Source organism: Paenibacillus sp. sgz302164, from assembly GCF_056120505.1.
In genome coordinates this window covers 13,136-32,478 of the sequence record NZ_JBVYOL010000030.1, presented here as the reverse complement: position 1 = coordinate 32,478, position 19,343 = coordinate 13,136, and the positions used below count along the sequence as shown (strand labels likewise).

13 protein-coding genes and 2 pseudogenes are annotated in these 19,343 nt (G+C 52.2%); 3 read left to right on the top strand and 12 right to left on the bottom strand.

Features of this window, described 5'->3' with window-relative positions:
* Position 1: 1 nt before the first annotated feature.
* From cyoC to AC0LWT_RS32995, 7 genes and pseudogenes are all read right to left on the bottom strand, one after another.
* Positions 2–616 carry a cytochrome o ubiquinol oxidase subunit III gene (cyoC, locus tag AC0LWT_RS33025; protein WP_474685564.1) on the bottom strand — a complete coding sequence of 205 codons (615 nt, stop codon included), beginning with the start codon at positions 614–616 and terminating at the stop codon, positions 2–4.
* Positions 616–2,589: a cbb3-type cytochrome c oxidase subunit I gene (locus AC0LWT_RS33020; RefSeq protein ID WP_474685562.1), complete on the bottom strand. Its 1,974-nt coding sequence runs from the start codon at positions 2,587–2,589 to the stop codon at positions 616–618. The genes cyoC and AC0LWT_RS33020 overlap by 1 nt, the downstream gene beginning before the upstream one ends.
* A 29-nt stretch (positions 2,590–2,618) precedes the next feature.
* Positions 2,619–3,620: a ubiquinol oxidase subunit II gene (cyoA, locus tag AC0LWT_RS33015; RefSeq protein ID WP_474685560.1), complete on the bottom strand. Its 1,002-nt coding sequence runs from the start codon at positions 3,618–3,620 to the stop codon at positions 2,619–2,621.
* Between the two features lie 1,551 nt (positions 3,621–5,171).
* Positions 5,172–5,420: a hypothetical protein gene (locus AC0LWT_RS33010; protein ID WP_474685558.1), complete on the bottom strand. Its 249-nt coding sequence runs from the start codon at positions 5,418–5,420 to the stop codon at positions 5,172–5,174.
* A gap of 282 nt (positions 5,421–5,702) precedes the next feature.
* The gene (locus tag AC0LWT_RS33005; RefSeq protein WP_474685556.1) at positions 5,703–6,011 is read right to left on the bottom strand and encodes a DUF4870 domain-containing protein; all 309 of its coding nucleotides are present in this window, start codon (positions 6,009–6,011) and stop codon (positions 5,703–5,705) included.
* Between the two features lie 174 nt (positions 6,012–6,185).
* Positions 6,186–7,301, bottom strand: a pseudogene (locus AC0LWT_RS33000) (FAD-dependent monooxygenase); the annotation flags it as partial.
* Positions 7,302–8,155: 854 nt separating this feature from the next.
* On the bottom strand, positions 8,156–8,812 hold the full coding sequence (locus tag AC0LWT_RS32995; RefSeq protein WP_474685554.1) for a deoxynucleoside kinase: 657 nt from the start codon (positions 8,810–8,812) through the stop codon (positions 8,156–8,158).
* Between the two features lie 210 nt (positions 8,813–9,022).
* Here AC0LWT_RS32995 and AC0LWT_RS32990 point away from each other — a divergent pair, with 210 nt between their 5' ends.
* Positions 9,023–9,976, top strand: a complete 954-nt coding sequence (locus AC0LWT_RS32990; RefSeq protein ID WP_474685552.1) for an L-lactate dehydrogenase — start codon at positions 9,023–9,025, stop codon at positions 9,974–9,976.
* Between the two features lie 77 nt (positions 9,977–10,053).
* Here the strand turns inward: AC0LWT_RS32990 and AC0LWT_RS32985 are convergent.
* Positions 10,054–10,495, bottom strand: a pseudogene (locus tag AC0LWT_RS32985) (DUF3900 domain-containing protein); the annotation flags it as partial.
* Positions 10,496–10,705: 210 nt separating this feature from the next.
* Between AC0LWT_RS32985 and AC0LWT_RS32980 the strand changes: the two are divergent.
* Positions 10,706–10,936, top strand: coding sequence for a hypothetical protein (locus AC0LWT_RS32980; protein ID WP_474685550.1), 231 nt, complete (start codon positions 10,706–10,708; stop codon positions 10,934–10,936).
* Between the two features lie 122 nt (positions 10,937–11,058).
* Here AC0LWT_RS32980 and AC0LWT_RS32975 read toward each other — a convergent pair whose 3' ends face one another.
* Positions 11,059–13,302, bottom strand: a complete 2,244-nt coding sequence (locus AC0LWT_RS32975) for a PAS domain S-box protein (protein ID WP_474685548.1) — start codon at positions 13,300–13,302, stop codon at positions 11,059–11,061.
* Positions 13,303–13,492: 190 nt separating this feature from the next.
* On the opposite strand from AC0LWT_RS32975, the gene AC0LWT_RS32970 reads away from it, so the two are divergent.
* Entirely contained in the window at positions 13,493–14,425 is a 933-nt protein-coding gene (locus tag AC0LWT_RS32970; RefSeq protein WP_474685546.1) for a zinc dependent phospholipase C family protein, read from the top strand.
* Positions 14,426–14,482: 57 nt separating this feature from the next.
* Here the strand turns inward: AC0LWT_RS32970 and AC0LWT_RS32965 are convergent, their stop codons facing one another.
* From AC0LWT_RS32965 to AC0LWT_RS32955, 3 genes are all read right to left on the bottom strand, one after another.
* On the bottom strand, positions 14,483–16,177 hold the full coding sequence (locus tag AC0LWT_RS32965) for a M3 family oligoendopeptidase (RefSeq protein WP_474685544.1): 1,695 nt from the start codon (positions 16,175–16,177) through the stop codon (positions 14,483–14,485).
* 151 nt (positions 16,178–16,328) lie between these two features.
* Complete coding sequence (locus tag AC0LWT_RS32960; protein WP_474685542.1) at positions 16,329–17,006, bottom strand: uracil-DNA glycosylase; 678 nt, start codon at positions 17,004–17,006, stop codon at positions 16,329–16,331.
* A gap of 23 nt (positions 17,007–17,029) precedes the next feature.
* Positions 17,030–19,321, bottom strand: coding sequence for a type IA DNA topoisomerase (locus AC0LWT_RS32955; protein ID WP_474685540.1), 2,292 nt, complete (start codon positions 19,319–19,321; stop codon positions 17,030–17,032).
* Positions 19,322–19,343: the final 22 nt, after the last annotated feature.

Sequence of the window (19,343 nt, the reverse complement as noted above, 5' to 3'; positions counted from 1 at the left end):
CCTACATCACCCCCATCAAGTAAACGACCGTGAATACGAAAATCCACACGACGTCGAGAAAGTGCCAGTACAAGCTGATAACTTCGACCTTACGCTTGGTGACAGACGTAATGCCTCTTTTGCTCAATTGAATCATCAACCCGATCATCCAGATCAAACCGACCGAAACGTGTAGACCGTGCGTACCGACGAGTACGAAAAAGCCAGATAAAAATGCGCTCGTCTTGATCGTAGCGCCCTCGCCCACCATTTTCACGAACTCGGTAAGCTCCAGCCCGATAAACGAAGCCCCTAGCAGCACAGTTACGGCAAGCCAGCCGATCAACTGCTTGGTGTTGCCTTTATGCATCGCCAGAACGGCGAGGCCGCTCGTGAAGCTGCTTGTAAGCAGGATGAACGTTTCGGCGATAACGCCCGGCATTTCGAACAGCTCTTTGGCTGTCGGTCCGCCGTTGGTGTTAGCGTGCAAAACTACGTACGTTGCAAATAAAGATCCGAACAAAATACAGTCCGTAATCAGAAAGATCCAGAATCCGAACGTCTTCAGCGATTCATGATCGTGATGCTCGTGGTCATGACCGTGACCGTGTGCGGAATGCGCAGCTGTCTGTGCCATTAAACGTTCGCTCCTTTCAACGCGGCTTCCGTACGTTTTACTTCGTCAGCCGGAATGTAATAATCGGTGTCATAAGAGAACGAGCGCGCTATCATACAAATGGCGATGCCGATCAAGGCCGGAATGGACAGCCACATCCAATCCCATACGAAACCGAAGCCGGCAAAAAACCAAAGCGCCGATTTGATAAAAGGAATGCCCGAATTTTTCGGCATATGAATCGGTTCGTAATGCGCGGCCACAGTGCGCTTTATAGTGCCGCCCGCTTTTTGCTTGCGTTCCCACCAATCGTCCACGTGATGAACTTGCGGCAGCTCTGCAAAGTTATAGAGAGGCGCAGGCGAAGGAATCGACCATTCCAACGTCCGTCCATCCCAAGGATCGCCTGTCGTGTCGCGTTCCTGGAATTTGATACTGTGCGCGATTTGCCATACTTGGAACAGGAAGCCCATCCCCATCAGGAAGCCGCCGACGGTCGAAACCAGATTCAGCGGTCCCCAGCCCATATCGAAATCGTACGTATACGTACGGCGTGTCATGCCGTCCAAACCTAAGAAGTACTGCGGCATAAAACAAACATAGAAGCCGATATTCCACAGCCAGACCGCCCATTTGCCAAGGCGCTCGTTAAGCTTGAAGCCGAACATTTTAGGCCACCAGTAGGACAGCCCTGCAAAATAACCGAAAGCTACGCCGCCGATAAGAACCTGGTGAAAGTGAGCGATCAGAAAGTAGCTGTTGTGGAACTGGAAGTCTGCGGGAGCTACGGACAGCAGCACCCCGGTCATCCCACCGATCACGAAACATGGAATAAATGAGATCGTCCACATCATCGGCGTTGTAAAGCGAATGCGGCCGCGGAACATCGTAAACAGCCAGTTGAATACTTTGACCCCGGTCGGTATGGCGATCGCCATCGTCGTTATGGCGAAGAAGGCATTGACATCTGCGCCCGAGCCCATCGTAAAGAAGTGATGCGCCCAAGTAAAGAAGGAAAGCAAGCTGATCACCAACATCGCGAAAACCATGGACAAATATCCGAACAGCTTTTTCTTGGCGAAAGTCGCCACGACATCGGAGAATATACCGAAAGCCGGCAAGACGACGATATAAACTTCGGGGTGTCCCCACATCCAGATCAAGTTGATATACATCATCGGGTTGCCCCCGCCGTCCAGCGTAAAGAAATGCGCGCCAAGGAAGCGGTCCAGGAACAACAGCGCAAGCGTCACCGTCAAAATCGGGAAGGCGAAGATGATCGTGATACAGCTTGAAAACACAGACCAAGTAAACATCGGCATTTTCATAAGGCCCATGCCCGGCGCACGCATTTTGATGATGGTAACGATAAAGTTGATCCCCGTCGCCAAACTGCCGATACCGGAAATCTGGATGCCCCAGATGTAGAAGTTCTCCCCTACGCCGGGACTGTGCGACATTTCGGACAACGGCGGATAAGACAGCCATCCGGCATCCGGCGAACCGCCGATGACGAACGATACGTTGAAGAGCATGGCGCCCCAGAAAAACATCCAGAAGCTGAGCGAGTTCAGGAACGGATAAGCAACGTCGCGCGCGCCGATTTGCAGCGGCACTACGATGTTGAACAAACCGAACATGAGCGGCATGGCCATGAACAAAATCATGATGACGCCGTGCGTCGTAAAAATCTGGTTGTAGTGCTCAGCCTGGAGGAACTGATTGTTCGGCATCGCCAACTGGAGACGCATCAGAAGGGCGTCGACGCCGCCGCGGAACAACATCATAATCGAGCAGATCACGTACATGATCCCGATTTTTTTATGATCGACGCTCGTCAGCCATTCTTTCCATAGCCAGACCCATTTTTTGAAATACGTGAGCACGAAGACGATGGCCACCATCGCCAGCGCGATGCTGACCTGCGCCCCGAGAATCATGGGGTCGCCGGTCACGAAAAACGTTGAGGCAAACTGTTTGATATTATCCAGCATGTGCAGACTTCCTTTCGTTTAAGTCAACTTTAATGACCCGTATGGCCCTTATGTTCGGATTGATCGTTGTGCATCTCGTAATCAGCCTTTTGAGGCTTTTTCACTTCGTCGACAACTTTATCCTTCGCTGCATTGGAAGCCTCCGAACCCCCGTGCATGCTGTGTCCACCCTCACCGTTAGGCGTATATTTCGTTACGATGTACTGGAACAAACCGTCCGGGAACGAAGAGAAGAATTGCTGCGTCGATTTTGCCGGCTTGGCCAGCGCCTCGTATTGTTCCTTCGAAAGACCCGGGTTCGTTTTCTTGACTTCCGCCACCCAAGTGTCGAAATCCTGCTGGGAGGTTGCATTCACATCGAAAGTCATATCCGCAAAATGCTCGCCGCTGAAGTTGGCCCCTGTGCCGAAATAATGGCCGGGCTCGTCAGCCTGCAGGTACAGCGTCATCGCCATGCCTGACATCGTATAGATTTGTCCGCCCAACTGCGGAATCCAGAACGAGTTCATGGGCGCATCGGAAGTAAGCTCGAATTTGACCGGCGTTCCTTCCGGAATTTGCAAGTAATTGACTGTCGCGATGCCTTGCTCCGGATACATGAACAGCCATTTCCAGTCTAACGAAGTCACCTGAACCGTAATCGGCTTTTTGGCGGATGCTAACGGTTTAGACGGCTCAAGCGCATGCGTGTATTTGACAGTGACTACGCCCAACGCCAAAATAATGACGATCGGAATGGACCACCATATCGTCTCCAGCGCAGTACTATGCGACCAGTTCGGTTGGTATGCGGCTTTGTTCCCCTCTTTGTCGCGGTACCGCCACACGATCCATGCCGTCAACACGAGCACCGGCACCAATATGATGGCGCAGAGCAAGGTCGAGATATAGATCAAATCTCTTTGGTTCGCGCCGACCGGCCCTTTCGGATCCAGCACCATCGCTTGACTGCTGCAGCCTGTCAGCAAGACAATCATCAATATGATTGCAAGCGGCAATGCTGTCCTTATCCATTTTTTCGTTTTTTCCATTCGTGATCCTCCCTATCCGCATGTCCGAAAGCAATGAAATAATATGCCCTTTCTTCACTTTTACTATTCCAAAGATATCAAATTACAACATAAAGTACATCCTACTTAACAAATACGTCAAAGGATAGACGTTTTAATGTAAAACAAATGTCACAAAACGTTCGTTGACTTTATTAAAGTGATTATGAATTTAAAACGGCCTCTTCAGACTTCATATTTAAACTTAGGATTTGTTGAATTATTGAGGAGTATTACAATGTAGACCAGGGAGGTCAAGAACAACGACGATTTGCGGAGTTGGAGTGGGCCGCGCCTCTCCTACACGGTTGTGGAGCTGGAGTGGACCACGCCCTCTCCTGCACGGTCGCGAAACTGGAGTGGGCCACGCCCTCTCCTACACGGTTGCGAAACTGAAGTGGGTGGGACAAGGCGGCCCAGCAGGTGAAAACCTGCAAAAGTGCAGGTTTTCTCTGTGGAATTGGTCTATTTTGATGAAAAACCTGCGATTGTGCAGGAATTTCCTCTGAAAGTGAAGCTGCGTCCATGATCGCGGCGAAAAGCCTGAACAATTGCAGGAATTCTTCGAGGCAAGCGTCTCAAGGGTATAAATTCATGTACTTTTGCAGGTTTTCTTCATGCAACCAGGCAGTTTGTGGCCATCGATAGTTACCCGGTTTTCGAACAGCCTGGATTAATATAGTTTTTTCTGCGAAAAGAGGTGGCCGGAGTATCAATGAGTAAAAAGATGTATGTTTGCAGGCTTTCCCTGCCCGGCCAGTCAGATCGTATTAACGGTTCGGGCTTGTGAGGGTTCTCAACAGCCTGACTATTGCAGGTTGCCTGCACGCCAGTACCTAGGTTTTGCAACCAAGAGTTCAACCGGTGCATTGCTTTTGCCGGGGTACTAATTGGGAGCGCAGCCGCCCTTTCCCAATCAAGCTCTCTTCCGGCGCATTTGTTGCGCCACACGACGGGGGACCGCCCCTGTTGCCGCGCCTTGACCGCCTGTCGACCGATTGCTTGTCTTTCACCGAGCACCGGGTCGTCCCCCTTTATCAACAGCCCGACCGAATTGATGAACAATCAATTCGGTACCGTTCCAACCAATTCACTAATTGGATAATTCGTTCCTCCATCGCCATCGTCCGACACAAACGAGATTTTATAATCTCTTTGATTCTACGGACTAAACGTTTTTTCCAACAAGAAGTTGTTCTCTTTGCCGGTGTGGTCTTCGCTTACAACCTGGCTATTAAAGTATATTTTGAATTGTATACCTTTTTTGTTTTATCTGAGAACGAGTAACGGATTTGCTATGATCATGATTTGAATAATTAAATTCATAATGAGTCTCGCCCTTATATTTACCGCGCGCAGAAACTATCATCACTTTCTTTCGCACAGCTTCCTCCCAAAATGTGGAATCAAATCAAAGAGAAAGTACCACCTGCACGAAAATGTGTCAATTTAATGATATAAAAACGGAAAAGGCCCTTTAAGTTTTCACCTAAAGGGCTTTAAATATGCCGGAAACTTGACTATGATTCCGTCTCATTCCGATTGGGAAGTTCTTTGCGAATGAACCAAATGAATAGCCGTACGAATCACATAAACAAATACGCTGCCGACCATGAACCCGATGCCGACCATCAGTGGGGTGTTGAAATCATTGAATTGATTGAGACTGAAAAGGCTAAGCAGTACCCCGATGCCAAGCAGTACCCAAGAGGCTACGGTCATCAATCTCACCAGGCGCGCTACGTCTTTATCCATACTTTCAGTTGCTGTTCTTGTCGTCATTATAATCACTCCAAACGAGAAATGTAAGTGCTTTATATTTATAGTATACCACAACTTTTTGATTTTGTTCATTATTTATTCACAGTTTTATCAAAAAATAGACAAGTTTTTTATTGGAAATTCACAAAACGTAAAAAATATAGCTATATATTGAACGAACGGTCGCCCAGCTATCGAGACTGAGTTAGAAAATAAGCAAAAAAGAGCCGTCCTTGAGTCATAGCGATTCAAAGACGGCTCTTCTATTCAATTCGTATGTATGTCCTCGCAAACGGCTTCCGGCTATTTTAGCAATGTAAACGAACCGATGAGCGGAAGCGGCTTGACCTGCCCCTGCGCTGCGGCCACAATTCCTAATATCGCCAGAGCGACAACGATCAAATTGGCGATTGGCAGCAAGAACCAGCCAATGATCGGGATAAAACCCAGCACAATGTTCGATGCGGCAGCGGCCAGAAATAAAGTCAGCCCCTGATTGGCATGATACATCGCAAACCGCGATTCTTTGGCGGCCAGCAGCGGTATGAAAAACAAAATGTAGGCCACAATCGCCATGCCTTTGTTATTTTGAATGTCCGATGATTCGTACATGCGCAGCACCTCTTCGATTCATATTTATTACTTCTATTATATTCGAAACCGCCCGGCTATTCTGTATGTTTTCTCATAAATTAAATATTTTAATTTTGTACAAATTTGTCCGTACCTGGATCACTCCTACAAGTCGTTTACCCGACATCCTCCGAGCGTGTCCGAAATCTCGCATTAAAGCTCATAGCCAAGCAGCCAGTCGAGCTGGCGCATCTGCACGCGGGCGGGCATCGTCCGCAGCAGCAAATTGCGCATGTACAGCGCAGCCCGGTTTTCCAGCTGCACGAGCCGCCCCATTCGGCGCGACTGCCGAACGACCCGGGCCGTTCGCGGAATGCGCAGCCTTTCATAGGCGATGAGCGCCTTCGCGGCGTCCGTGGGTTCCGCCCGCAGGCACTGCGCCAGCACCCAGGCGTCCTCCATCGCCTGCGCGCCGCCCTGCCCCAAATTGGGCAGCATCGGATGCGCGGCGTCCCCTAGCAAAGTTGCGCGGCCGCGGCTCCACCGTTTCAATGGCTTGCGGTCAAAAATATCGTGCGCGAGGATGGCCGTCTCGTCCGTTGCCGCTATGACCGCTTCAATCGGACCGTACCATCCTTTCATATGCTGCAGGACGGCGTCTCTTCGCTCACCGGAGGGCACGCGGCTGCCCGGCGCCGAATTAATCGCGGCGAACCAAAAAATGCGGCCGTCGCCCAGATGGGAATACCCGAACCGCTTGCCCCGGCCCCAAGCTTCAAAACCGCCGCCTCGCTCCATCTCGTATCGCGGGTCGCCGAAAGCGGCAATGCCTCTAAACGCGGTGTATCCCGAATATCGAAGATCGGATGCGCCGAAGAGCTGCTGTCTGACGGAAGAATAAAGCCCGTCTGCCCCTATGAGTACATCCCCGGTTTCTTCGCTCCCATCCGCGAACCGGGCTGTCACATAATCCGCTCCCTGCCCGAGCGCGACAAGCTTTTTGTTCGCCCATACCACACCTTCCCGCACCGCCTGCTGATACAAAATGGACTGAAGCCGCGCCCGGTGAATGAGATAGCTGTACGTTCCGTACGCTTCAGCTTGCTTCGACACGGGCAGCTCCGTCAAAAGCTTGCCGTCCCATGTCCGGATCTCGGCCTTCCCGACCTTCGCCCCCTCCGATCGAACCTGCCCGTCCAGGCCGAGCTTTTGAAAACGTTCATCGCGTTCGCGCCCAAAACAATCCCCGCGCCCATTTCGGACAAAGCTTCCTGCCGGTCAAAAACCGCCGCCGCAAAGCCTGCTCTCCGCAAACAGATAGCTGCGCACAGGCCGCCGATCCCCGATCCGATAATGACCGCTTTCCTTAACGCTTTCCCTTCATTCCCCATGATGCTCCTCCTAAACGGCTGCACGGCTTGCATATCGAGTGTACTGTTTACACTGTAGCATAGTGCCGCCATGACAAAAACCCCCTGGCCCGCGCGGGTGGCGTTCAGGAGGTTCAACGATTACTCTCGTTCAAGGTATGCGACCACTGCACTGTTCTTATTTGGATGCGGACGCGAGTTCCTGTTTTACTTCTATAATTTCGAGGTTGGAAAAAGAACGGCTCCACTTCATCAACTTCTCGGCTGCTTCTAACTTGGATATCGGTGAGCACAGAGGTTTACCTTTATAGCAAACAATGTACAGCATAATCGATCACCCTATTCTTTGTGTTATCTTCAGCCGCCGATTGCGACTGATACATAATGTATCATAAATCATTTCGCTCGCAATTGCAACAAAAAAAGAGGTTTCCAGTCATAAAACGATAGCGGGCCGCATTTTGTTGCAGGACTTTATAACTAGACGAATTTAGTCGCCGGCTCCTACTATTTTCGCATCATTTTTCTAATTATTCTGAATATATTTAACCATAGACTTTTTGTAAGTGCTTTCATACTATATAGGTAATAGTTTTTCGAAGGGTGATGATAAAATGAACGATTATCCGAACACAGCTTGGGGTTTAATAAACGGTCTCATGATCAGTTCATTTTTATGGCTTGCCTTGTTTACACTCAGCTGGTTTTTCTACTTTATATAAATAAAGCGTTTTACCGCATTGCTTCCTGCACCTTATCGGATACACTCCAATCATGAGAAAGGGCTGCCCTCGCCGGCAGCCCTGATTGCTTTTATTCAATGCCCAATTCCTTGAGCTTCTCTTTTACATCCGCTACCAGCTTCGCAGCGTCTTCCGGACGGTTGACGACATCGAATCTATCCATATCGACCGTCAGCACGTCGGAGGCTTTGTAGTAGTTCATCACCCAATCGTCATATCCGGACCACAGCAGACGGTAATAATCCACCAGCGACTGATCCTGTTCGAAGCTTCTGCCGCGCAGCCCGATCCGGTGTATGACCGTTTCGAAGGATGCCTTCAGGTAGACCATCAGATCCGGAGCTTTTTTCGGAAGCTCGGCCAATTCCATCATCATGTTGTCGGCCAAGTCTTCATAAATATCAAACTCCAACTGGCTGATCCGCCCCAGATCATGGTTAACTTTTGCAAAATACCAGTCCTCGTATATGCTTCGGTCAATTACGTTCCGGTTGTGTACAAGCGCCGCTTTGATCGCTCTGAATCGCGTATTCAAAAAATGCAGCTGCAGCAGAAACGGATACCGTTTCCGCTCGATTTCTTCCGGCAAAGATGTATAAAACAGCGGTAAAATCGGATTGTCGTCCACACTTTCGAAAAAAACGTCCGAATTCAATTCTTTTCCGAGCAAAGTGGCTACCGACGTTTTGCCCAGCCCGATCATTCCCCCAACCACAATCACTGACATTGTCCCCTTTCCCCTTTTGCCAAACTTTAATTTACCAAATGTTAATAAGAGCTTTTCAATTATAGCAAGGAGAACAGCTACTGTGAACAGTGAAAAACCGATGTTGTAATTTCGTCACTCATTGTGTAATAAAAATTAACTTTTTCATCACACTAACCTGACTCCTACACATATATTATAGCAACCACATATGACGGGAGGAGAATCGCCATGGGAAACAAACCGCGCAAAGTCGCGATTGTCGGAACAGGCTATGTAGGCTCAAGCTGCGCCTACTCCTTGATCCATCAATCGGTCTGCGACGAAATCATGCTGATCGGCCGCACGCCTGACCGCGCCTACGCCCAGGCGCTCGATTTGTCGCACTGTATGGACTTTACCCATACGCGCACGAAAGTTTATACCGGCGCCTATGAGCAGTGCGCGGACAGCGATATTATCGTGCTGTGCGCCGGCTCCAATCCCCCGAACAGCCGCAACCGTCTGGATCATCTGGATACGGCGGCCGAAATTCACGAGCCCATGATTCGCCAAATTATGGCAAGCGGGTTTAACGGCATTTTTGTCGCGGCTTCCAATCCGGTAGATCTCGTGACCTACTTGGTGTGGAAGCTGTCGGGGCTCCCGCGCAGCCGGGTGCTCGGCACAGGGACTTCCATCGATTCGGCACGTCTGAAAACGCTGCTGTCGGAGTATTTGCCCGTCGACCCCCGCAGCGTTCACGGCTATGTGCTCGGCGAGCACGGCGAGTCCCAATTTCCCTGCTGGTCGCACGTCACCGTCGGCGGCAAACCGATTCTGGACATTATCGCCCAGCATCCCGGCCGGTTCGGGCATATGGATTTGGAAGAGATCGCCCTGCGGACGAAAAATGCCGGCTGGGAAATCTTCAACCGCAAAGGCTCGACGCACTACGGCATCGGCAGCGCCATCGCCTATATCGTCCGGTCCGTATTTAATGACGATCATAAAATCATTGCCGTCTCCGCCATTCTCGATGGCGAGTACGGGCAGTCGGGCGTATGCGCAGGCGTGCCGGCCATCGTCACCCGGCAAGGAATCAAGGAAATTTTGGAGCTAAACCTATCGGCAAAAGAAAAAGAGCAGTTCGATTACTCCTGCTCCATCATTCGTCAACATATCGGACAGCTGGCAGCTCCGTAAAACGGGAAGCTTACCGTTCATCCTCTTCCCGGGTTATTCGCTCGATCGCCTCATGAAGATCGTCGGGCTTCAGCTGCCTTCACCTGAATATGATCAAGCTTGATGCGCATTTCGAGATCAGGCTTTTGTTCGACCCAATAAGACGCCGCTTCCATGACCTGGACGGGCGTCCATTTTTCCTGAAGCTCCCTTTTTTCGCCGGCGGCCCAAAGCTCGATGTCTATCTCCTCGCGCCTCCCGCTCCTCGGGCAAATGCTCGTCCTGGCTCTCCAACTGCTGCCGAACAAGCCCCATCACTTGAACATGCAAAATTTCCGGCATCGATTGCTCATATTCTACATATTTTAGGAAATCCTCAAAATAGCGGGCGTGCGAAGCCTGGTGAATTTTCAGCTCCGCCTCCTCCAGCATCCCTTCCTCCGGCATGAACGGATACTGAATGGACTTCATGTTTTTGGCGTTAATCGCCATTTCGACTTGATTCAGCAAACTTTTCTCGTCTGTAATCCGGGCGATACGAAAAATGAGATGAACAGGATAGTAAATTTCATGCTGCCGTTCCTTACCGATTCGTAGATGACACGTCCGCTTAACCATAGGCACAACTATGATTGTACTTCACCTGAGCGGGTTGTAAAGATATTTTTCGTTTGCGCGTGATGATTGCCTTTCTCGCACTGTCTTACAAAATGAGCCTTTCTTCTAAAATAAACGACAGAGGTGCGTTAGATGATTTACGGAACTAAGCTGATCGATACAGATACCGAACTATTCGCCGCCGCGCTGACTCAGACGCCTATCCTGGTCTGGTCCATGGATCACTTGGGCGTATTTTACCAGGTGGATTCAGGAATTATTGTGAAGTATACGCCCGACGAAGTCCGGGTGCGCAGTTACGGAAACGAGCAGCGGACGATCCGGTATTCGCGGGAAACGAATGAATTCAGCATCAAACCATGAGATAAACCTTTACCTTGAAGAACTAAACATTTCGATTCGACAAGGAGAAAACCGCCGTTCTGCCTCCTTTGCGGAAGTGAGCAGGACGGCGGTTTTCTGTTTTGGCGGCGCCCGCCGGATTTCTAGGCAAGCTCCAGCGGCCCGCTGTCGTCGAGCCGTGTCGGCAAAATGACGTCGATGGTCGTACCTTTGCCGATCGTGCTGCGCACATGCATCGTGCCTTTGTGGGCTTCTACGATTTTGAAGCACATCATCAGCCCGAGCCCGGTGCCTTTTTCCTTCGTCGTATAAAAAGGCTCTCCCAGCTTTTTGAGCCGTTCCTCCGGGATGCCGCAGCCGTTGTCCTGCGTGCGCACCCGAATGTGGCCGGGGTCCGGCATAGACACGTTGATGCGGATCAAGCCTTCCTTGGGGATCGCTTCGATCGCATTTTTCACCAAATTAATAAAAAGCTGCTTCAAATGCATCTCCGAGCAAACGATTTCCGTTAATTCGGATTCAAATTCCAGCACGAGCTGCACGCTGCGCAGCACCGCCTGCGTGTCCAGCAGCGCCTGGACCCTGAGCAATATTTCCTTTAAATCGCCTCTTTTGTATTGAATCGCTTCCGGCTTGGCAATGACGAGAAATTCGCTGACGATGAAATTGATGCGGTCAAGCTCCGACAGCATAATGTCGAAATAGTGCTGCTTCCCTTTCATGTCGCTCTGCAGCAGCTGCAAAAACCCCCGCAAGGAAGTAAGCGGATTGCGGATTTCATGCGCCAGACCGGCGGCCAGCTGGCCCGCGACAGAGAGCTTGTCGGACTTGCGCAGCAGCTCCTCCGTTCTTTTCCGCTCCGTGATGTCCCTCGTGATGCCGGCGAACCCGATAATATCGCCCCGCTCGTTTTTGATCGGCGTTTTCGTCACACTTACATGGACGAGTTGGCCGTCTTTGCGCTGGCGCACCGTCTCCAAGCCGGAAATTTGCTTGCCCGCTTGCAGCGCTTCAAATATTTCCTGGCGCTGCTCTTCCAGAAATTCCGGATAAATCGGCAGCCTGTTCCCTTTGAGCTCTTCCAGCCGCCAACCGAACACATGCTCGTATGCCGCATTTACAGACATCACCTTGGCTCTCGGGTCCAGCACGCAGATGGCGTCCGTCGTATTATTGATGAACGATTCCAGCAGCTCTTTCGTCTCCCGGAGCTCCGTCTCCATCAGCTTGCGCTCGGTAATATCTACGCAGGAGCCGATGACTTCGATCACTTTGCCGTTTTCCAAAATAGGCCGCAAGGAGCTCAAATACGTGATGCCGCGAAAAGTCGCCTCGTAAATGACGTTTTCCTCGCCGTTCCACGCTCTGCGGTAATAAGTTTCCAAATTTTTGGCCATGTAGGCCGGCCATATTTCATACAAGCCGTTGCCGATAATATGCGACGGTTTGTATCCTAACCGGTACAGCAGCTCGCCGTCGCACAGCGTATGGATAAACCGGCCTTTCATTTGCCGGAACTTCATCGTCATGCCCTGCTGTCTGCGGACCGTCTCGTGCAAATCCTGCTGGGCGATGCGCAGCGACTCCCGGTCTTTATTGTGTTGGGTAATGTCCCTGGCGATAATGTACATGCCTTCGATCACATCGTTGACGATAATCGGCACATTTTTCAAGCCGAGCACGATCGTTTCGCCGGTTTTATGCTTGACGGACAGCATGTAATTATCGGATTCCTGAAAAAGCAGGCTGTGAGCGAAAATGTTCTCCTTCTCTTTGCCGCCAAAAAAACGGCTGATCGGCTGACCGGCCATCTCAATCTCCAGGTAGCCCATAATGCGTTCCATCGCAGGATTTACGTTCTTGATGATGCCGGATAAATCGCACGTCAGAATGCCGGCCGGATTGTGCTCGATCAGCGACTTGTAGCGCTGCTCGCTTTCGGCCAGTTTCCTTTCCATCTCCGACCTGCGCGTAATATCGCGGATTTGCGTAACAAAATAGAGCGGATTGCCGATCAAGTCCCGAACTAGCGATATGCTGCACTCCACCCAAAGGATGCTTCCCGATTTATGCTTAAGTCTTTTGTCGATTTGGTATGAAGTAAACTGCCCTTGAAGCAATTGTTCCATTAACGCCTTGTGATGGCTCATATCTTCCGGCAAAAAAATGGCGTGAACATCGGTGCAAAGAAGTTCTTGTCGCGAATATCCTGTAATAGAGCTGAAACAATTATTGATTTTGATCCAGAGGCCGTTGACTGATATCAAGGCCATGCCGATCGCCGCATACTCGAAGGCCGCGCCAAAAGACGGCTCGTTGCCTCTCAGCAGCTCCTGCACATTGTCCGGATCCACGCCTTTTCCCATTTCCAGCGGCTTATTAATCATTTTCGTTCTATCTCCTATCCCTTACAAGCGTTCAAAGCTCACGTTGTTCGCTTGTTTGAATTCGACGACTAGAAATATTTTCCTGCCCAAGTTGCATGCCGTGCTGAAATTATGCTCAAAATGTGCCCAAACCAATAGTCTGTATGCTAGAATGAATCGAGTATCAAGCATGCGAATGGAGGTATGTGCTATGCCCAATATTTGGGCTCATCTTATATTCGGCCAGGAACTGATGAAACGGCTTGGGCACAGCCATATTTTGAACGATAAACAGGCCTGTCGCACGTTCTCCCTCGGCTGCCAGGGGCCCGATTTTTTGCTGTATCATCATTTCCTGCCCTGGCAAAAAGATAAGCGGCTTCAGCAGCTCGGGAGCGCGATGCACCAGCGGGAATGCGGGCCCTTTTTGCTGGATTTGCTGGGCCGGATGCAGGGCAGAGGCATATACAATCCCGCCGTCCTGTACGCTCTCGGCTTTGTCACCCATCATATTTTGGACCGCAATATGCATCCGTACATTTTTTATAAATCCGGCTTTAAAAAGTGGAATCACCAGCGCTTCGAGGTCATTATGGACACGTTGGTCGTGCGGCGCATGCTTGGGCTGGAGACATGGAAGACGCCCGTGTGGAAACAGATCGATGTCGGCCGGACGTTCCCGCTCGGCGTCGTACCGGCGCTTGCCGCCTCCGCAGAGCGGCATTATCCGGAGCTTGCCGCCGGCCTGAGCGAACAGGACTGGAACGACGCGTATCAGGATATGATTCGGGCGCAGCGGCTGTTTCACGATCCGAAAGGGATTAAACGCGTATTTACGCTCGGCCAAATCAGCCCGTTCGTATATGCCAAAAACCCGGCTCCGCTCGATTACATGAATGAAGCCGGAACGGTTTGGAACTGTCCGACTTCGCCGGACGAAACGTACACGCACAGCGCCTGGGAGCTGTGGGATCAAGCCGTGGAGGACGGCCTGAAAGTCATGCCCGCTGCGATCCGCGCGCTGCAGACAGACTCGGCCGCCGATTGGGAAGCGCTGCGCACCGTTCTCAGCAACCGATCTTACGAAACGGGCAAGCCGTGCGAAAGCGGCCTGGAAATCGTTCACGTGCAGCCGATTATCTAGGCGGCCGATCCGGTGTACGGAAGCTGTCTGCGCCCAAACAGCTCCGCCGTCAGATTTCTAGAGCTTGTCGTCCGGAGCCTGCTCCAGCCATTTCCCGATCTGCCCGATCACGGAGGCGACGCATCCGTCTGCAAAAGGCGAGATCAGCCCGGCCGCCTGCACAAGCTCCGTGAAGGAGCGGCTTCCGCCCAGCCGGCACAGCCTCAAGTAATCCTGCCACGCCGCCGCAGGCGCTTCGCCGGCCCGTTTCCAAAATTGCAGCGCGCAAATTTGCGCCAGCGTGTAATCGATGTAGTAAAACGGGCTTTTGAATATATGCGCCTGCTGATGCCAGAAGCCACCTCTTTCCAAATACGCCTGGTCGTCGTACACGCGGTGAGGCAAATATTTGCGCTCGATCTCGCGCCATACTTGCTTTCTGGCCGCAGGCGTCATGTCCGGCTGTTCGTACACGCGGTGTTGAAATTCATCGACAGCTACCCCGTACGGAATGAAGAGCAGCGCCTCGCTCAAATGCTTGAACTTGTACTTGTCCGTATCCTCCCCGAAAAACAGCTCCATCCATGGCCACACGATAAACTCCATGCTCATCGAATGAATCTCGCACGCCTCAAGCGTCGGAAAAATATACTCGGGCACCTCGAAATGCCTGCTGCAATAAGCTTGGAAAGCATGGCCGGCCTCGTGCGTCAACACGTCGATATCCCCGGACGTGCCGTTAAAGTTGGAAAAAATAAAAGGCGCTTTATATTTGCTTATAAACGTGCAGTATCCGCCGACGCGCTTCCCTTTTTTGGCGACGAGGTCGAACAAGCCGTTTTCCTGCATGAACGTGTAGAACTCATCGGTTTCCGGCGACAGTTCCGCATACATCTCGGCTCCCTGCCGGACGATCCATTCCGCATCCCCTTGCGGCAGCGGATTTCCGGACGGAAAGCTGAACTTGTCGTCGTAATAGCGAAGCGTATCGACCCCGATTCTCGCCGCCTGCCGCTCTTTCAGCTTCGTGGCCACCGGCACGATCTGCTCCAGCACCTGCTTGCGGAATGCGGCAACATCGTTCGCGTCGTAATCGGACCGGTTCAGCCGGGCATAGGCGAGCTCGACAAAGCTGCCGAAGCCCAGCTTTGCGGCAATTTGGGCGCGAACCTTGACCAATTGATCGTAAATCTCGTCGAGCCGCGCTTCATTTTCTTCAAAGAAGCCGTACCTGGCATCCGTCGCCCGCTTCCGCATCGCCCTGTCCGTCGATTGCTGGAACGGGGCCAGCTGCGCCAGATTGCGCTCTTCGCCTTCAAACATCAGCTTCGCAGAGGCGACCAGCTTGGAATATTCGCTCGCCAGCTTATTTTCGCGCACGAGATCTTCCACGATTTCCGGCGCAAACGTGCGCTGCGACAGCTCCGCAATGGTGAATAGCTGCCTGCCCCATTTCGCCTCCAGATCCGCCCGGAAAGCCGAGTTTGTAAGCGCTTCATAAAATTTTGTCACGAGCCCCTGATACTGCGGATCAACCTCATCGACGAAATCCTGCTCCGCCTTGTAAAACTCGTCCGCCGTATCAATCGTATGGCGAATATGCGCGATCTGCATCAGCGACTCCAGTTCGCCGCGCAAAGCGACGATCGATTCCATGCACGCATCCTGCTCGCCAAAATCCGCCGCGCTTGAAAACTGCTCAAGCAGGCCGTTGAACTGCCGTTCAAACGCTGCAAAATCCGGTCTTTCATACACATACTCTTGAAATTTCAACGCTGGATCACTCTTTTCTCCCTGCTCGGCAGGATTATTTAACCAATGGTATATATTCACTTTACACCAGATGAGACTCGTTTTAAATAAGCAAATAGGAGCAATCATAAAACCGAAGGGGACGGCTTCACGCAGCCGCCCCCTTGCATCATTAGCTCAAATTCGGGATTTGCCAATCGATTTCCTCGCTGCCCATTTCCTGCAAGTACGCGTTCGCCTGCGAGAAAGGCCTGCTGCCGAAAAATCCCCGGTAAGCCGAGAGCGGGCTCGGATGCGGCGATCGGATGATCCGGTGCCGCTTCGCATCGATCAGGCTCATCTTGGCCTGCGCATGGCTCCCCCACAACAGAAACACGACCGGCTTCTCCCTCTCGTTCAAGCATCGGATCACCTGATCCGTGAAACGCTCCCAGCCTTTGTCCTTGTGCGAATTCGGCGTGTCGGCCCGCACGGTCAGCACCGTGTTGAGCAGCAGCACTCCCTGCTCCGCCCATTTGATCAAATAGCCGTTATCCGGGATGTGACAGCCTATATCGGTTTGCAGCTCTTTATACATGTTTTGCAGCGACGGCGGAGTCGCTATGCCGGGTTTGACGGAGAAACTGAGTCCATGCGCCTGCCCCTGCCCATGATACGGGTCCTGGCCAAGAATCACAACTTTCGTGTCCGAGTAGCCTGTAAGATGAAGCGCGTTGAAAATATCGTGCTTGTCCGGGTAAATTCGCCGCGAGTTGTACTCGTCCACAAGAAATTTGCGCAGCTCCATATAGTAAGGCGTTTCGAATTGCTCGGCCAACAGCTCCGACCAATCGTTATTCAAGATAGCCATTCTTTATTTCCTCCACCATGTTTTTATGCCAGCGTTTCTACGCCCAGTTCCCCCGTATGCGGGTCTTTCAGCACAATCCGGCCTTCAACGGGCGCGCCGTCCGGCAGCGTCAGTTTCAGCTTGGCGGTTTTTCCTTTTTGCACCAGCGCCTGCACCTGCGTATCGGTCAAACTGCGGCCGAAGCTTTCCTTCCAGATGACGAACTTGCAGCCTTCCTTGTAACGGGAACAGCCGTAGCCTTTCCGTCCCATGAACAAAGAGCCGCCGCAGCCGGGCCGCGGGCACGCGGCCACGATCGCGGGAGCGCCGTCCGGCGGCTGGGCTGCGGCCGTTTTGCGCGCTGCGGCCGGGGCTTTCGCTCCCGCAGCGGTTCCTTGCGCCGCTGTGCCGTTCTCCCGGCGGGAACCCGCCGCCTGGGAACGCGCCGCGCCGCGCTTGCCTGCGACCGGGGTCTCCCCTTCGAAAGCCGTGCGGGACGCTCTCGCCTGCATGCGGACTTTGTCCACGATCAGGCCGGCAAACTTTTTCACGTTATGCATGAACTGCTCGTCCGAAGCCGTGCCCCGCGATATTTCGTTCAGCCTGCGCTCCCACTGTCCGGTCATTTCGGGGGAGGTCAGCAGCTCGATCCCGGCGCCGCGGATCAGCTCGACGGCTGTTCGGCCCTTTTGCGTGATGACGATTTTTTTGCCCTGCATATCGATGTAGCCGACTTTTTTCAGCCGCTCGATCGTCGCGGCGCGCGTGGCCGGAGTGCCGAGCCCCGAATCTTTCATTGCATCGCGCAGCTCCTCGTCCTCGATCTGCTTGCCGGCGCTTTCCATCGCCTTCAGCAGCGTGCCTTCGGTAAACGTTTTGGGCGGCTGCGTTTCTTTCTCCTTGACGACGGCGTCGCTGCAGATGACACCGTCCGACGGATTGACGGAGAACGGCTCATTGACTTCGATTTCTTCCTCGTCTTCCTCTTCCTTGTCCTTGTCCTTGCCTTTGCCGCCTCTGGGCTTGTCCTTCTTCTGATCGGCGTAAATGATTTTCCAGCCCAAATGCAGCAGCTCTTTGACGGTCGTCTTGAACATTTCCTTTTCCGCTTCCGTCATCACCGTATGCACCTTGTACTCGGCCGGCGGATAAAACTGCGAAAGAAAGCGCCTGACGATCAGATCGTACAGCTTCTGTTCGTCCGGATTCAGGCCCGACGCCTTGCGGTTCGTAGGCAGTATCGCATGGTGGTCTTCCACTTTAGCTGGATTGCAAATAAATTTGTTGTTTTTATGAACGAGATTGCGGTCGGCTCCCTGCGCCAAATCCTGGTAAGCCGTACCCTGGAGCGCGGAAAGCGCCTTGTGCATTTCCGGAATGTTTTGCTCCGTCACATAGTTGGAATTCGTCCGCGGGTACGAGATCACTTTATGCTTCTCATACAGCGACTGCGCCGTGTCCAGCGTTTTTTTCGCGGAAAATCCGAACTTGCCGTTCGCATCCCGCTGCAGCAGCGTCAAATCGTACAGTTTGAAAGGATACTCCTTCGTCTCTTTGACCTCGTACGAAACGATGCGCGCAGGCTTGCCTTTTACTTTCGCCGCAAGCGCTTCGGCTTTGGCCTTGTCCGTCATGCGCTCTCCCTGCCACATGCCTTTGTAGGCCGTATCCCCTTGCGTAAAATGGCCCTCCAGCTCGAAAAACTTGAGCGACGAAAACGCCTCGATCTGCTTTTGCCGGTCATAAATCAATGCGAGCACAGGCGTCTGCACCCGGCCGACGGAAAGCAGCACATTATGCTTCGTCGTAAAAGCGCGCGAGCCGTTCATGCCAATCAGCCAGTCCGCTTCGCTCCGCGATCTGGCTGCCTTGGTCAAGTTATCGTACTCGCTGCCGTCCTTCAGCGTCGCGAACCCTTTGCGAATCGTCTCCGCCGTCAAGTCCGAAATCCACAGCCGCTTCACCGGATGCTTCAACTTCAAATGCCGCTGTATGAGCGAAAAAATATGCTGGCCTTCCCGCCCGGCGTCGCACGCGTTGACCAGAAGGTTGCATTTCCCCGCCAGTTCGGCAATGACCTTAAGCTGATCTTTGGTGCGCGGATTCGGCACGAGCTTGAACTGCTCGGGAATAATCGGCAGATGATCTATGCTCCATTTTTTATATTTCTCATCGTATTTGTCGGGCTCCGCCAGTTCGATCAAATGACCGATCGCCCAAGTAATAATGTACGTCTCGCCTTCCAAATAGGACCGTTTGTTTTGCGCTTTCGGCTCGATAGCCGAGGCGATATTGCGGCCCATGTCAGGCTTTTCGGCGATAATCAAAGTTTTCACGCGTCTACTACCTCTTGTCGAT